15 protein-coding genes are annotated in these 14,901 nt (G+C 44.7%); 7 read left to right on the forward strand and 8 right to left on the reverse strand.

Annotation, left to right across the window (positions count from 1 at the left end; translation table 11 throughout):
- Positions 1-36 precede the first annotated feature (36 nt).
- The 5 genes from COW15_RS17420 to COW15_RS17440 form a co-directional block, all read right to left on the reverse strand.
- Positions 37-504 (reverse strand): Sbal_3080 family lipoprotein, encoded by a 468-nt coding sequence (locus COW15_RS17420; protein WP_293634449.1) that lies wholly within the window; start codon positions 502-504, stop codon positions 37-39.
- 80 nt (positions 505-584) lie between these two features.
- Positions 585-1,091 carry a DUF1294 domain-containing protein gene (locus COW15_RS17425; RefSeq protein ID WP_293634450.1) on the reverse strand — a complete coding sequence of 169 codons (507 nt, stop codon included), beginning with the start codon at positions 1,089-1,091 and terminating at the stop codon, positions 585-587.
- 28 nt (positions 1,092-1,119) lie between these two features.
- Positions 1,120-2,334 (reverse strand): DUF418 domain-containing protein, encoded by a 1,215-nt coding sequence (locus COW15_RS17430; RefSeq protein WP_293634451.1) that lies wholly within the window; start codon positions 2,332-2,334, stop codon positions 1,120-1,122.
- A gap of 109 nt (positions 2,335-2,443) precedes the next feature.
- Entirely contained in the window at positions 2,444-2,881 is a 438-nt protein-coding gene (locus tag COW15_RS17435) for a nucleoside deaminase (RefSeq protein ID WP_293634453.1), read from the reverse strand.
- A 100-nt stretch (positions 2,882-2,981) separates the two neighbouring features.
- Positions 2,982-3,482, reverse strand: coding sequence for a hotdog fold domain-containing protein (locus COW15_RS17440; protein ID WP_293634455.1), 501 nt, complete (start codon positions 3,480-3,482; stop codon positions 2,982-2,984).
- A gap of 219 nt (positions 3,483-3,701) precedes the next feature.
- Here COW15_RS17440 and COW15_RS17445 point away from each other — a divergent pair, with 219 nt between their 5' ends.
- On the forward strand, positions 3,702-4,616 hold the full coding sequence (locus COW15_RS17445) for a DUF368 domain-containing protein (RefSeq protein WP_293634457.1): 915 nt from the start codon (positions 3,702-3,704) through the stop codon (positions 4,614-4,616).
- A gap of 85 nt (positions 4,617-4,701) precedes the next feature.
- Positions 4,702-6,288 (forward strand): hypothetical protein, encoded by a 1,587-nt coding sequence (locus tag COW15_RS17450; RefSeq protein WP_293634459.1) that lies wholly within the window; start codon positions 4,702-4,704, stop codon positions 6,286-6,288.
- 97 nt (positions 6,289-6,385) lie between these two features.
- On the opposite strand, the gene COW15_RS17455 is transcribed toward COW15_RS17450, so the two are convergent.
- Together COW15_RS17455 and COW15_RS17460 are read right to left on the reverse strand one after the other, a co-directional pair.
- Positions 6,386-7,045, reverse strand: coding sequence for a PAS domain-containing protein (locus tag COW15_RS17455; protein ID WP_293634461.1), 660 nt, complete (start codon positions 7,043-7,045; stop codon positions 6,386-6,388).
- Positions 7,046-7,094: 49 nt separating this feature from the next.
- Positions 7,095-8,369 carry an L-serine ammonia-lyase, iron-sulfur-dependent, subunit alpha gene (locus tag COW15_RS17460; RefSeq protein WP_293634463.1) on the reverse strand — a complete coding sequence of 425 codons (1,275 nt, stop codon included), beginning with the start codon at positions 8,367-8,369 and terminating at the stop codon, positions 7,095-7,097.
- Positions 8,370-8,771: 402 nt separating this feature from the next.
- On the opposite strand from COW15_RS17460, the gene COW15_RS17465 reads away from it, so the two are divergent.
- From COW15_RS17465 to COW15_RS17475, 3 genes are read left to right on the forward strand one after another with little or no spacing between them, the layout of a single operon-like run.
- Positions 8,772-9,911: a transglutaminase family protein gene (locus COW15_RS17465; protein ID WP_293634465.1), complete on the forward strand. Its 1,140-nt coding sequence runs from the start codon at positions 8,772-8,774 to the stop codon at positions 9,909-9,911.
- 16 nt (positions 9,912-9,927) lie between these two features.
- Entirely contained in the window at positions 9,928-10,245 is a 318-nt protein-coding gene (locus COW15_RS17470) for a hypothetical protein (protein ID WP_363700661.1), read from the forward strand.
- Positions 10,242-10,562: a heavy metal-associated domain-containing protein gene (locus tag COW15_RS17475; protein WP_293634467.1), complete on the forward strand. Its 321-nt coding sequence runs from the start codon at positions 10,242-10,244 to the stop codon at positions 10,560-10,562. The genes COW15_RS17470 and COW15_RS17475 overlap by 4 nt, the downstream gene beginning before the upstream one ends.
- Positions 10,563-11,504: 942 nt before the next feature.
- On the opposite strand, the gene COW15_RS17480 is transcribed toward COW15_RS17475, so the two are convergent.
- The gene (locus COW15_RS17480; RefSeq protein ID WP_293634468.1) at positions 11,505-12,131 is read right to left on the reverse strand and encodes a hypothetical protein; all 627 of its coding nucleotides are present in this window, start codon (positions 12,129-12,131) and stop codon (positions 11,505-11,507) included.
- Between the two features lie 213 nt (positions 12,132-12,344).
- Here COW15_RS17480 and COW15_RS17485 point away from each other — a divergent pair, with 213 nt between their 5' ends.
- Complete coding sequence (locus tag COW15_RS17485) at positions 12,345-13,856, forward strand: hypothetical protein (RefSeq protein ID WP_293634469.1); 1,512 nt, start codon at positions 12,345-12,347, stop codon at positions 13,854-13,856.
- 371 nt (positions 13,857-14,227) lie between these two features.
- A complete protein-coding gene (locus COW15_RS17490) occupies positions 14,228-14,884 on the forward strand; it encodes an inovirus Gp2 family protein (RefSeq protein ID WP_293634470.1) in 657 nt (218 codons plus the stop codon).
- The last annotated feature ends 17 nt before the right edge of the window (positions 14,885-14,901 follow it).

Consider the following 14,901-nt stretch of genomic DNA (forward strand, 5'->3'; position numbering starts at 1 on the left):
CTATGATTACCCTGTTTAGTTAAGGTTTCAATGATATTAATCGCTTGAACCATTTACTTTTTTTGTTGCTTCATCAGCGGTGATTTGACCAAATAGAGCTGACATCATATAGCTAATACGATTCGCAGCATTACCAAACTTACTCGGGTTTGCAGTATAGGGTACTTGAAACTTAACACTGCCAACCCTTTGGCCATTCTGAAATGCGTTAATTTCAGCGCTTTTTAAATATAATGCCAAGTCCCAAGCCCAATTACCTTCATATTCTAATGTGAGTTTATTTAAATCATGTTTAGAACCATCAGGTTGCACAGTGTAGGTGTAATTATTTGCTTTTAGCCATGACTCCATTGTTTCTTGGAAGCCGTCACGTGTTTCTTTATCTTTAATAATGACTATTTCTACATTGTTAATATCTGTTTCTATTGGTTTTGCTGTATAGCGAGGTGCGGCACAACCCGATAGTATTGCCAGACTTACAACTGCAATTAAAAATTTTTTCATAATTTTACCTTTTATTTTTATATAGGGATAAATTAAAGCGTTTTAGTGACGAGCTTTAGATTGTTATAGAATCTTACTTGCTAGATAAACAGATCCATAGCGCCTGTTTGTATGCCGTAACCCAGTACGGCTAAGTTGACGACAACGGTCAGCCAGAAGACGTTTCTAAATGAGGCTTTAACGGACTTATGCCTTAACAGGTTTTGGGCAAATAGGGCACCGGGCCAACCGCCCATCAGGGCAAGCAGATGCAAAGTGCTTTCTTTTGTGCGCCATTTACCGCCTTTGGCGGCGGACTTATCGATGGCATAGGCGATAAAGGTCAGCAGGCTCAGCGTCAGGTATATGCCCGCGATGCCGACAGGCAACATATGTTGCTGCGCCGCGCCGATTAAGCCAGCAAGAAAAATCACCACTAGTAACAGCGGCATAAGGCTCGAGCCTGACGCTGTGGCATTGGATTTTTGACTGCGGCGGTTCTGAACGCGGCGGTTTTGAGTGTGATTGTTTTGCGGGCGACTCTTTTGAGAACGATTGGTTTGAGGTGAAGCCTTGTTGCCCGTTTTGGCTGACTTTATGTTTGTCATTGTCTTGTCTCTATCTTGTGACCGTGTTTTAAGCTTGCTTGTGTTCCTGTGATGCCGCCTGTTTTTTAAACGCGAGGTGGCGCCAAAGTTTTTCTAGCGGTCCTTGCTCGAAATAGCGTAAGTACAGGCTAGCTAACAACAGTTGCACCACAGAATAAACGAGCGCCATCACCATATATTCCCCCCTATCTAGACTCACGATCCACTCGGGGGCGAGGTGCCTAAACACGAGTACGCCAACGATGGATTGCAGAATATAGAAGCTGAACGCGAGTTTGCCGACATTTTGCAATGCTATCAGCTTTTTTGGATTGTTTTGGCATAGTTTTACCATTATATGAATATAAATCAGCGCCATAGGAATGGCACTCAGCATGATCAATACATCTGAAAACACCGCTAGGGTGGGATTTGGTGTTAAACCTAATATGGTAGCGAGTAGCGATAGGGTCACGCTGGCGAGTACTAACTTTAGCAGTTCTGACTTGCTGAACCCTCGCTCAAACGTTCCCTGCTGATATAGCGCCATGCCCAGTAACATCAAGCCTGCGGTAAACCACATCAAGGTAAAAGGGATCACCAGCGCCATATAACCCACTTGCATCAAGTGCAACAGTAGCTGATCTGCATAGCTTGAGGTCCATGCCGTGTATTGCTGGGCAAATAGGCTCGATTCTCGAGTGAAGGGGTCATCACTGCCCGTAAGGCTAATCAGCGTGATAATCACTAGGGCGATAAAGATAAAGATATTGGCCTTACGTTTAAGGGCTTCAATACTTAACTCTTTGTAACACAAGGCTAAAAATCCACTTACCCCATAGGTGAATAAGATATCACCCGGCCAAATAATAATGCCGTGGATAAGGCCGAATACTATCAGCCAGCTTAAGCGTGAGCGTAGTAGAGAATAGGCGCTCAAGCCTTGCGCGTTAAAACGTTGATATTGGATGAAAAGCCCGACGCCAAACAAGATGGAAAACAGGCTGATAAAGCGCGCCTCGATGAAAAAATTACTGAACACTTTGATTATGTGATCCGACAGCGGCGGCGTCTCGTGGGGGGCATAGCCAAAAAAAGTAATGCCCATAAAATAGATATTCATAAAGAATATCCCCAATACGGCTAAGCCGCGAATGGCATCGAGATTGGCATTACGCTGTGCGAGGATAGCTTGAGTGTCTACTGTTCTCGTTAACTCAGAGGGCGTCGTCCATGGATCCTGGGGGGAGTTTTTGCTTGGCACGTTAGCCGAGTTCCTTTCGCTATAAAACACGTTGGCTGTTAATTTGAGGGTTAGGCTAGCAGGGGTTAACCCTCAATGAAATAGAGGAAATCACACAGTAAAAGACATATTACTCGCCGATATCTTCGTTCCAGAGTGTGGGATGATTGGCGATAAAGTCCTGCATCAGTTGTTTGCACTCGGCATTATCGACCACAGTGACATCCACGCCGCGGGATTTGACATAGGCTTCGGGCCCTTGAAAGGTGGTGTTTTCACCGACAATCACTTTAGGTATGCCGTAGAGCAATACCGCGCCGCTGCACATGTCGCAGGGGGATAGGGTGGAATACAGGGTCGCTCTTTGGTACTCGGCGGCGGTGAATCGTCCGGCATTTTCGAGGCAGTCCATTTCGGCATGCAATACTGAACTGCCTTTTTGTACCCGTTTATTGTGGCCGCGCCCGACGATTTTGCCATCGATAACCAGCACAGAACCAATGGGGATGCCGCCCTCGGCGAATCCCTGTTTGGCTTCTTCAATGGCCGCAGCTAAAAATTCATCCATCTTGATATTTCCCCTAGGTTGTGTGATTTTTAGCATAGCAGCAAGTGATTATTTAGCAAGTGACTGTTTAGCAAGTGACTTTAGAGGATATTGCCAGCGATTATTGTTGCGGTTTTTCTGAGATCCACAACTTGATATGGCCTTTCACCACTATCACTCCTTGAGTGTCATAGGCGGTGACGGGAACCAGCATATCGCCGGGTATCCATTGCTCTGGCGTGACTTCGGCGACACATAAAATATCGCTGCCCGCTTTAGCCGTGTAATCCAAACTCATGCCCTTAGGGATCCAACGTAAATGTTTGGGAATTGAGGCTTCGGCCATCACCCCCATGGCCATTTCGAGGCCATTACAAATCGCAATCACATGGACGGTTTTGATATGGTTATGCACGGCATGGCGCTTTTTAATTAAACAGGCACAGCGATTGAGGCGTAATTCGGTGATCAGTGGCTTGATAGTGCCAAAGTACGGCGCCATACGTGACACTATGATTGAAAAGATTTTTTGGCCAAAGGGATAACGACGAGTCCTCTGGTAGAGCGCTAACACTTTATTGGTTTTTTTTTCAGCAGTGTTAAAAGTATCTGTCTGGCTCATAGTCATCCTTAATCGGGGAAATGCTGCGCATTATATTGGGTGAGTGTTAAATTAGGTTTGCACTCGCTCTGGTCGGATGAGTGTAACATTAGGATAACAACAAATACCAGCCTAGTTAATTAAGCAAACTTCACTTCGCGCTTTAAAGCGTAACGCCGTATAATTGCGGCTAATTTGTCGTTTAACGACTGGAATTGGATTGAATAACAAGGACTCAGAGTGAAATACTTGCTGACGTATTTGAAGGGAATGGCCATGGGCGCCGCAGACGTTGTACCGGGCGTTTCGGGCGGTACTATCGCTTTTATTACTGGGATCCTCGATACCTTGCTCGACAGCGTAAAACGCATCAATCCGTCGCTTTGGGGGGTGATTAAGTCGCAGGGGATAAAAGGTGCCTTTGCCCATATTAATGGTGGCTTTTTAGTGAGTTTATTGGCGGGGATCCTGACCAGTATTTTTACCTTCGCTAAGTTAATATCTTGGCTGTTGGTGACGCATCCTATCCCCATCTGGTCGTTCTTTTTCGGCTTAATTATCATTTCCGTAGTGCATATGCTTAAGCAAGTGAGTGGTTTCACGGTTGCGCGTTTAGGTTTATTCGCCCTAGGTGTACTGGTGGCTTGGGCGATTACAGTGCTTAATCCTGTGTCGGTCGAAGCCAGTTACATAAATATCTTCTTCGGCGGCGCGATTGCGATTTGCGCCATGGTATTACCCGGAATTTCAGGCAGTTTTATTTTATTGTTGTTAGGCCTATATCCAGTGGTACTGGCGGCGGCTAAAAATATTCAATTGGATATTTTGGCCTGTTTCGCGTTAGGTGCCGTGATGGGCCTATTAACGTTTAGTCATTTATTGTCGGCGTTGCTGCGCAGATACCACGATGCGACCATCGTCTTTTTAACCGGCTTGATGCTCGGTACCTTAGGTAAAATTTGGCCGTGGAAGGAAACCTTAACCTGGCGGACCAACTCCCACGGTGAGCAAGTGCCGTTATTGGAGCAAAATATTTCACCCCTTAATTTTGAACAAGTGACCGGCCAACCTTCGCAGCTCGTCTTTGCGATTGTATGTATGTTGGCGGCGATTGCACTGGTTTGGGGATTAGAGAAAGTAGGGCAAAGGGATTAATCCTTAGCCTTTGCAGCGGTGTGCCCTTGGTTGAAGGTACCTGTATAAACTCAGTATGAGTTTGTCGTTACGATAAGGATGTTTTGTGAATAAGAATTCCGTTTCATGGGCGGGCGCTGCGCTCGCTTTCTTCGCGTTAACTCATGTGATTACCAATAGTATCAATAAGCAAGATGTCGGGCTCTCCCCTGTGCAACGCACGCAGATGGAAAACACCTTGCAGCAGTATGGGCCCAAGGGCAATGCATCTCAGTATGGCCAATATGCTCAAGCCGATGATACGGATCTCACTGACAACAGCCTTGAGAATGTCCGCCATATTTACACTAATAAGGGCGCTTTTGCGGCACTTCGGCAGGATGGCAGCGTGGTGACATGGGGCGATCGTCAGTGTGGTGGTGACCATAGCACCGTGGCGACTGAATTAGTCAATGTAAAAACCATTTTTGCTGCGGCAAATCGGTGTGGTTTTGCTGCATTAACCCAAGACCATCGACTGGTGATTTGGGATATGGGGGATGCACCAGCATTACTTAAAGATAAGCTTACGCAGGTGGCGGATTTTGTGATGCGTGATGATCTGTTTGCCGCCATAAAGCAAGATGGCAGTGTGATCAGTTGGTCTATCGTGGATGGGTCTTTGGATGAGTTAACTCAGGGAATTTATTCTGCGCCAGAGATGAAAGATGTGCTGAGTGTAAGCATTAATGATGCCGCATTTGCAGCCCTAAAACAGGATGGCTCTGTGGTGACTTGGGGCTCGGCATATCACGGTGGCGAGAGTCAGTACCTTGCTGAAAAACTTAAGGATGTTAAAGCTATTTATGCGGGGCCTAGTGCCTTTACTGCCGTGACTCAAAATGGAGAGTTAATTTCTTGGGGGAGCGTTAATGATGGGCAAGAAAGCCAAAAACAACTGGCTAAACTCAGTGAGTTTACTTCAGCCATCAAAGTGGTTAATACCGCGTTTGGCTTTGCAGCATTAATGGCCGATGGCCGAGTCTATGGGTGGGGCGAAGGTTTTTTGCCTGAGAGCCGAGTGCTTTTTCCGTTAGCCTTAGCGAACTTGCCAGCCAATAGTCAAGAAAAAGTCATTGAAATCATTGCTAATGATGGTGCTTATGCTGCGTTAAAAGCGAATGGCGATGTCGTTGTTTGGGGCCATATTCGCCATGGCGGCAATGCTTCGGCCCTGCAAAAAAAATTGCAACATGTACGTGCGCTCTATGCTACTGAGATGGGGTTTGTTGCGCTGCGTGAGGATGGTACTGCAATAGGTTGGCAAGGCATGGACGATTTAAGCGGCGAACCTATGATGCAAGAGGTTACCGATGTGATTCAGATAGTCACGTTAAGCCAGGGGTATGCAGCGTTGAGAGCGGATGGCACTGTAGTGGAGGATAGCGCGGGACCTAAGGTTGGAGTCTCTGAGGTTGTTGAACTTATCCCGAGTGTTATGGGATTTACGGCTAAGCGACGTGATGGGAGCCTTTCTGTTTGGCAATTTGGCGGGCTGAGTTGGCATGCTAAAAAACAAAATATTGATCTAACCGATGTCATCGAGGTGAGTGGCAATACATCAAACATGATCGCACTCACGCCTGAGGGTAAAGTATTGAGCTGGGATCTGCTAGGTAATGGCGGTGAAGCCGACCCTGATCGTCTTTATTAAAGTGCTTGAATCTTGAGATTTATTGCATCTCAGCCCCGTTTTAGCGCATTAGGCGATGGTATTGAGCGATGGTATTAACGGATGACATTAAGCTTGATTAGGCGTGGTTGGCTTTAATTTCCCGTAGGTAACGGTAAATTGAATGTACTGAAATCCCTAAGCGCGTCGCGGCCACTTGGGCGCTGTCTTTGAGTTCAAAAATGCCTAACTCATGGAGCTGGTTGACAATTTCACGGCTCTTCTGCGAAGTGGAAATCGCCGGATTCGAGCGAACTTCATTATTTATGCTATCGATAGTGCTGTGGAGTGCTTCATCGATATTACGGGCAAAGACCTCGGGTGAACTCGTGAGTTCGCTGCTAAATAGATGATCTGGCATCATAGTGCGCAGCACGGATTGCAGCGGGGCATCCATATCGGTGTTAATGCATAACAGCCCAATAGGCAGATTTTTACTGTTGCGGATCACAGTCGTAATCGATCTTAGCGTCTTACCATTGGCGCATTTCGTAAGGTAAGAGTTAGAGATATCTTGCCCTGTCTTTAGCTTCAGCAGGGCAAGATTGGTGATCGGCGCACCTACTTCACGCCCAGTGACATGACCATTAGCAATTTTAACCACAGAGGGATGTTTGGCATCTAGGCTATGCAATACCACTTCCGTGTGCTCGCCGTACATGGCGGCAATGCCATCAACGATATTTTCGATGGATTTGAGCACACTTAGATCACTTTGCGTTAAATCTTGCAGCTTCACAATTTCAACCTTTCTTTATCAATCCGCCAATCGCAGCGGATTAAAGCCATTATGCCGACATGATATCGATTATGGTGACATCGGTGGATGACATGCCATTGAGGACCATTTTGCCTATGTTTTTAATGGTTTTTTCAACATCGGTGGCAATAATACCTTGGCCAGAAACATTGTGACTACTTAACGCCATCAGAAATGAGCGCACGGCCGCACTGGACGAAGTGCTGACCTTCATGGCACAGGAGGCTTTGGCGCCGTCACATACCATGCCTGAACTGTCGCTGATCACGTTTTGGATTGCGAAACAGGATTGCTCGAATGATCCCCCCGCCAAATACACCATGGCCATAGAGGCGGCAGCACTGGTCACCGTATTGCCACAAAATGCCGACAGTGGCGGGTAATGTGACTTGATATAAATTGCCCCTAGATGGCTCATGATCAAGGCGCGGGCCAGTTTTTCTTCGCTGGCGTTATAGCATTGTGCGGTTAATACCACGGGGATAGTGGCCGCAATGCCTTGGTTACCGCTACCAAGATTGCTCATGGCGGGCAGATTGGCGCCGCCCATACGGGCATCGGAGGCCGCGGCGGTGAGCATCACAATTTTATTCAGTAAGTCTTCACCAATGATCCCGGCTGCAATGCCGCTTTTCATGGTGCGACCCACTTCGAGTCCATAGGGGTTCGCCATGCCTTCATCGGACAATTTGCTATTCAATTCAGAGGCTTTAAGGATGAATTTAATCTCCTCAAAGGGGACTTCCTGGGCGAACTTATAGATAGATTCGATACTGATCTCAACCCCATCACAGATTGAGCCCGTGGCTACCGCTTGGGTGCTATCAGAGGTGTAAACTGGCTCGCCATTGAGACGCTTTTCGGCGATCAGGGTGTGACCGCCGCAGATTTTCACTTGGGCTTCTTGCTCGCCAGCCTTGAGAGTGACACAGCAATAGATAAATTCTGCCGTTTCGGTACGTTCTACTTTCACTTGGCCGGCATCGATGAGGCGTTGTGCCTGATCGACCTGTTCGGGAGTGATAGCGGCAAGTACTTCTAAGCCCGCATCTGCGTTACCCGCAATAGCCCCCGCCGCGGCTGCAATTGCAAGGCCGATTTTGCCTGTGCCTGGAACATACACACCCATGGAGTTTTTATAAAGATTATCAGATACCTGCACGGCAATTGAGTCGGGCTCTGCATTGAGCAGTGCACGCGCCACGGCCGATGCATAGGCCGCGGCTATGGGTTCGGTGCAACCTAATGCGGGTTTGACGACTTGGTTGATGATCTGAATATACTGCTGCCATTGGGGGATCATGGGGTTACAACCTTACAATGCTTAAATGTGAACGTGGGCTATGGCTTCAATTGCTATTTTTAGGCATCATTGCAATTATTTTTTAATCAAATTCCCGATTAATAGTGATTGTTACGCGATTTGTCGTGCGTTGAGCCGAGTTGCATGTATTGATGCTTTGCTCAACAAAAGTTGAGTATTTTGATGGTTGAGTTTATTGGTTTAATTCCCTTTGTACAAAAAGACTGATAAAACAAAGCTGAAGCAAATATAAATTTGTGCACTTACTGCGCTCTGGCGTCGGTTTTTGAATGTTTAGGCCGTCGCGTTATTGTGCTCGATGTAGGACGCCCTATAATGCCGAGCATTACTCTAGTTCTCTCTTCTTTTTCTAGCGCTAATCAATGGTAAGGAATGTACCCCATGCAAAGACGTGATTTTCTAAAAACGGCGGCGCTGTTGTCGACCGCTGCGGCTATCACTCCGGTATTAGCTTCGGCTAAATCGAGTGTCATTGAGCTTCCTTCTACAGGGGGGCGCCGTCGTTTTTCCCTGATTAACGCCTATCATTTACAAGCGCCCTTTGGCTCAGAGGGCGTCGTTAACTTGTGGATCCCGCTACCGGAAGACACCGCATTTCAGCAGGTTCGCAAACTTGATTTTAATGGCACATACCAAGATGCCTACATCAGCACCAATAATGCCTATGGGGCGAAAACCTTGTTTGCCACTTGGCCCGATGCCAAAGGCAAGATGACAATAACGGTCGAATTAGTGATAGAAACCCAAGATTGGGAGCCCGTAAAAGCAGGGGAATTGACCCACTACCGGACACCAACGAAACTCCACTATCCCGCCGATGTTGCACTCTACCTACAGCCGACTAAACATATGCCCATCGACGGTATTGTGAAACAAACCGCAGATAAAATTGTGGGCAAGGAGACGGAACCGCTCAAGCAAGCGCGACTCATTTATAACTGGGTCAGCGCCAATATGTTCCGCGATAACAATGTGATTGGTTGCGGCACTGGTGATGTGGCGACAATCCTTGAGAGTGGCAAACTTGGCGGGAAATGTACCGATATCAACTCGGTGTTTGTCGCACTGATGCGCGCTGTGGGGATCCCTGCCCGTGAGATGTTTGGTATTCGTTTAGGACAAGCCATTAAAATGGGCCAGTACTCTAAAAAAGCCTTTGGCAGCGCCGACGATAAAGGCATTGCCGATGTCACCGGCGGCCAACATTGCCGTGCCATGTTCTACCTTGCCGGTTATGGCTGGTTACCCGCCGATCCCGCCGACGTCACCAAAATGCGCCTTACCGAGAATAAGGAGCATAGCGATCCGGCTGTCCAAGCGGTAAATGACTACCTGTTTGGTAACTGGGAAATGAATTGGGTCGGCTTTAACTATGGCCGCGACTTTGACTTATTCCCCGTAGCGGAGCAGACTCCGCTGAATAATTTTGGCTATCCCTATGCTGAAGTGGATGGCGATCCTGTGAATTACTATGAGCCAAAAGTCTTTGCCTATGATTACAAGTCAAGCGAACAGCGCTAAGCAGCTGTTCGCCACCATGGTCGCCGCAGTCATTGCAGCGATTGCCTCCAGCCTTTGCTGTATCGCGCCCTTAATCTATTTAGTGTTTGGCGTATCTGCGGCTGGATTGTCGGGGTTATCGAGCTTAGCTTGGTTGCAAGTGCCCATGTTGCTACTGTCAACTGGACTGATTTTGCTTGGGTTTTGGCGTTTATACTTTGCCAAAAAACCACTTTGTACTGGCACCTTTAGCCGAGGGCAAATGCTGCTTATCTATTGGCTCACAGTGCCAATTGTGCTCGCTTTTCAGCTCTATCCCTTTGTTTTACCTTGGCTGCTTGAGGTGTTCGAATGAAGCCACTATCACGTATCACACGCTCCATCACGCGATTTACCCTATTAGTCATCACCTTAGTGAGCTTTACGCCATTCACTTGGGCAGAGAGTCTGTTGGTCACACTCGATGTGAAGGGCATGACCTGCCCACTGTGCGTCACAGTCGTTAATCAGGCGCTTCGCAAAACCGATGGCGTGATCAAAGCCAAGGCAAACCTGAAAACCGAGCAAGCCGTGGTCACAGTCGCAGAAGATGTTAACCTCGATAATCTGCTTAAAGCCGTCGATGCCACCGGATATAAAGGCAGCATTAACAAGGTCGAAAAGCAGAGTTGAGTAGGGATGGAGCAAACTGAGTCTTCACACACTCCGTAATGCTAAAGTGAGTGGGTTTAGACAGAGAACGTCGGCTTTATTCTGATGGGAAGTTCACAACCAACAGCAACCTATGAGAGTCACACTAAACTTTAAGATGAAGCCTGGGGGTGACTTCTTATCTGACTAAAATTAGCCTGACACAGAATTATGAACAGCCTCCATCATTGTTAGACAATCAGCAGCACAAGCCATTTACGCCACGAAAACCAGCGCGACAGAGAAACCACGACACGAAAACCGCACTCTTCCTCACCCTCCTGCGCGGTTTGTATGTTAATTTTTTTCAGTTTTGGTTTATTGCAGTTCATAGGCTCAGCCAGCGCCATTTCTAGGGGGTTTAAAGGATCGAAGATCTGAAATGATCGCGATTTATTTCACTGTTTTACAGTTAAATACAGCGCGTTTGGTGATGAGTAGAAACATCTAAGTATTGATTTAATTAGTTTTTACGTGGATTACGTGGGGTTTTTCTGAATGAGTGAAAAATATGGGAAAAGATCTAAGCATTAATAATCAACAACTTAAGACGATCATAAACTGAAATAATTTTTATAACTTAGTTGGTTGAATTTATCAGAGGGGAAAGGAGATAAAACAGCAAGTCTCGGTTTTCGCTGCCGCCATTTTGTCGCCACTGAAAAGAAAAAGGGCTTAACCTTGCGGTTAAGCCCTTCTGGTAAAATTGGTGGGGCGGCGTCACTTGAATCTGCGTTGTAAGTTTTTGTATTTAATTTATTTTCATTGGTTTGGTTTTTTATTGGAATACCTTTTGGAATACCAAAATATGATGTTTTTGACTCTTAACTGATTGGGTTGCCATCTAGCGAGTGTGTCATAGTAAATATTTGTCACATGAAGCAATGCTTGATCATGAATTTTGAGGAGTTTTGTCATAAAACGTTAAAATAGACTTGTTTGTTGCTCATTCTGTTTGCTAACTAAGCTATGTAGTTTTGAGATTCCGTCAGCAAGTTCTTTTTTTTGATTTAATTGCTCTGTAAGTACGTCACATGGGAATTGAAGGCTACATGTACAAGGAGACATCATTGTTTTTTTTGATTCTTGAACAGCGATTTGCTTTTTTAGACGCTCCTCCTTTTGTTCTGCTTTCTGTTTTGCTAATTCACGTTTTTCAGCTAAGTAACTTTGGTAGTTGTTAGATATGAGCTTAGATATGATGTCAGATTTGTTTTCGCCTTTGCTCATTTGCGCTAGCAGTTCAGCAATAGAGGGCTTGAGACTGATAGATATTGAAACCGTCTTTCCATTTTTACGGGAATTATGTGTGCGCCACGCATTTCTCATTCTTTGAGCAAGCTCTTTTGCTTTTTGCGTGTTATAGCCTTGGCGCACCAGTTCTGTTCCCAACCAAGCGATCAGGCTAAAGCTATCTTTAAATGGCTCTGCGACATTAAGCTTTATGTCATTTTTCCTTAGATATTTAATTTCCCACTCGAGGCTTCTTGGTGTTTTAGATTTCAAAAATGCAAATAGTTCAGTTGCAGCTCTTGCATGAAGGTCATTCACTGGTCATCCCTCTTGGTTAAAATCTATGTTTAAAGTTATAGATACTTTGTGTTTGATTTTGTGTTGTGTGCCGCTGCAGGTGTAACATTGTCCTTAAGCTATTTGCAATAGGTGTTGGAATTACATGTGACGCTACATGTGTATTATGGTGCTGGGGGGCTTGAAGATTTTGCTGTTTTATGAGCATAAATCGTATTTTTGATGGAGATTAAATTGGAATTACTGCACTCAATGACAGGAGCTACACCTGAAGAGCGGTTGTTATTGCTCCAGTGGGCACTTGTAATCGAAATGATGAAAAACACAAATGTCTTGGAACCTTTGCTCGTTCCCACAGAGCCTAAGCAACTCGCACGAACTTTCAAGTCCACTGAAAGGCGAGTTAGGCTCTCTCTGGAGTATCTAGTTCAGGAAGGATATGTGGATAAATACTCGAACACTTATTTGAGGCTAAAAGGAGTGAAAGGACCAAAATTTGAGTATTTTTTAGCTGCCACAACTTGGCGGCTGTGGGGACAGTTATACAGTCAATGCTTATTGAAAGAAGAGTTTTACCAAGCTCTTCTTGGCATGGATACTAATTTTCCGCGCCGTCAAATAAGATTGCTATGGGCTATTTTAGCTTGTTCTGCTGATAAATTTGGATACATCACTTCACAACGCATGAGTGAAATGAAACACCTTTTAGGTGGCATTTCAGATAATGAAATTAGGCTTAGTCTTCAAGTCTTAAAGCGTTTAGGTTGTGCTTCCATGCTTGCTAGAGAGGTTGGTTACACGGCGTTTCTGGGTTACTTACCAGCCATATTTCGACTTCATCCTAAGGCTGGCAATCTACAGTTAGTTCGGTTAGGCGTTTCGTTGCCTTCATATCTCTTCAGACAGACTGATCTGTTAATTCAGCTAGTTAGACATCGACCAAGGGCCAATATGAAGCGAAATTACACAGATAAGTTACTTGCTCAACGTTATCCCTTAACCGATGAGCAATACTATGCTCATTTATCCAAACATTTTTTTAATAAAAAACTTAGTTTATATATACATAACCTATGTATGTTGACCATTTTTTCATTATCTCAAGAGATTATCGAATCATCCAAAGAACGAGATTTATCTGATTTACTTAATTCTCATGAGTTGAAACAAAAGGCGATTACCAAGCTATGTGATGTCTTGATACCATCGTTATCTGGCTCAGTTCTACCATTAGAAACAACCCTACCAAGAGAGCAAAAATACAATGTTGAAGACTTTAACTCTTTGCTTAAGGAGTTTTTATTGACAAAGTTGGCTACAGAAGTTGCTTCAAAAGTTATCGAAGTTGTTCAACAAGTTGATATCTTTGCAAAAACGTATGAATTTTCTATACGGCAAATTAGCTATGCGCCTAAGGAGTCGATAATTCTTACAAAGTCTGAACTTGATTTGATTGCTAAGTCGGTAACTGCTCCGGAATCGTCTATTGAACAAAATGATTCATCTGAACAGCAAACGGTTGATATAAGTTTTTTAGTCTTAATGCTGAATCTGACCTGCTCACAAGATATTAAAGATAGTGTTGTATTTGGTAAAAAAGTGGTGACTACGGGGCCTAAACCCAGGGCTAAGGTTAAGGCTGAAGATGTTAATTCTCGTTTCGTTCAGATCAATACTATTCATGTTGTATCAATGGGAAAGCGTCCCAAGAATCAGTCGAAAGACAACAAGCAACATAATTTGTAATCATTTAATCTTCGAGTTGCATCGACCGCAAAATACTTGGAACTTACCGTAGTTGAGAACACATTTCCCTTAATGCGATCAAGTATTCCAGCGTGGTGCCATGTCTGTTTGTTATTACTATCTTATTCCATTCCTCTTAGACAGTTGTTAGTTGCACTATGTTGGGCTCAAGATTAGCTTTGATTCCAAGTATCTAAATCACAAAACCATTGTAGGACAAGTGCAACAGAAGCCAATTGACCTTGTATTACCCCAATTCATCCTTGGATATTGTTTAATGAGTACTAGGAGCATCAGATCATAAATGAGCATAAGTTTAAGATTACATTGACCATTTAGGTTATGAAAAATAACCAATATGGAATCGTAACATGTCAACTTCTAACACTTATCCCATAATCAGTAATGGCCAGTATCAAGACTTTAAGGTTATCTCTAGGCCTTTAAGTAGTGCGTACTTAGAAATAATATTGAAGACGATGCAGACAGCTATTATTGACCATCCAAGAACCTTCATGGTGAGGTTTGATTTACATTTACCACAGCTCAATTTTTGTGATTCACCAGTAGTTTATGATTCAACGGTGATAACCAAGTTCTTTAAGTCTCTTACTGCAAAAATTCGATATGATAGATTTATCAAAGGTCGCAAAGCTAAACGTGTTCATCCTTGCACTTTGCGCTATATATGGGCAAAGGAGCGAGCAGATGCAGACACAGATCACTACCACGTAGTGATCTTTCTTAATAAGGATGCCTATAGTCATCTCGGAAATTACAATCGAAATGGCCAAAACTTGAGTACTAAGATTGTTGAAGCCTGGGCTAGTGCTTTGGGGTTAGATGATTACAGTACAAGGCATTTAGTGCATTTTCCTGAGGATACGCCGGTTTATTACATCAATCGTAATGCTCAAAAGTATTCTCAGACCTTCGGTAAAGCCTTCTATCGTTTAAGCTATTTTGCTAAGTTAGAGACCAAACATTATGGCGATAGAACACGTTCATTTGGCTATAGCCGAGTGTAGGATTCTCATTAAATCTG

The organism is Shewanella sp. CG12_big_fil_rev_8_21_14_0_65_47_15, assembly GCF_002783505.1.
Lineage (GTDB): Bacteria > Pseudomonadota > Gammaproteobacteria > Enterobacterales > Shewanellaceae > Shewanella.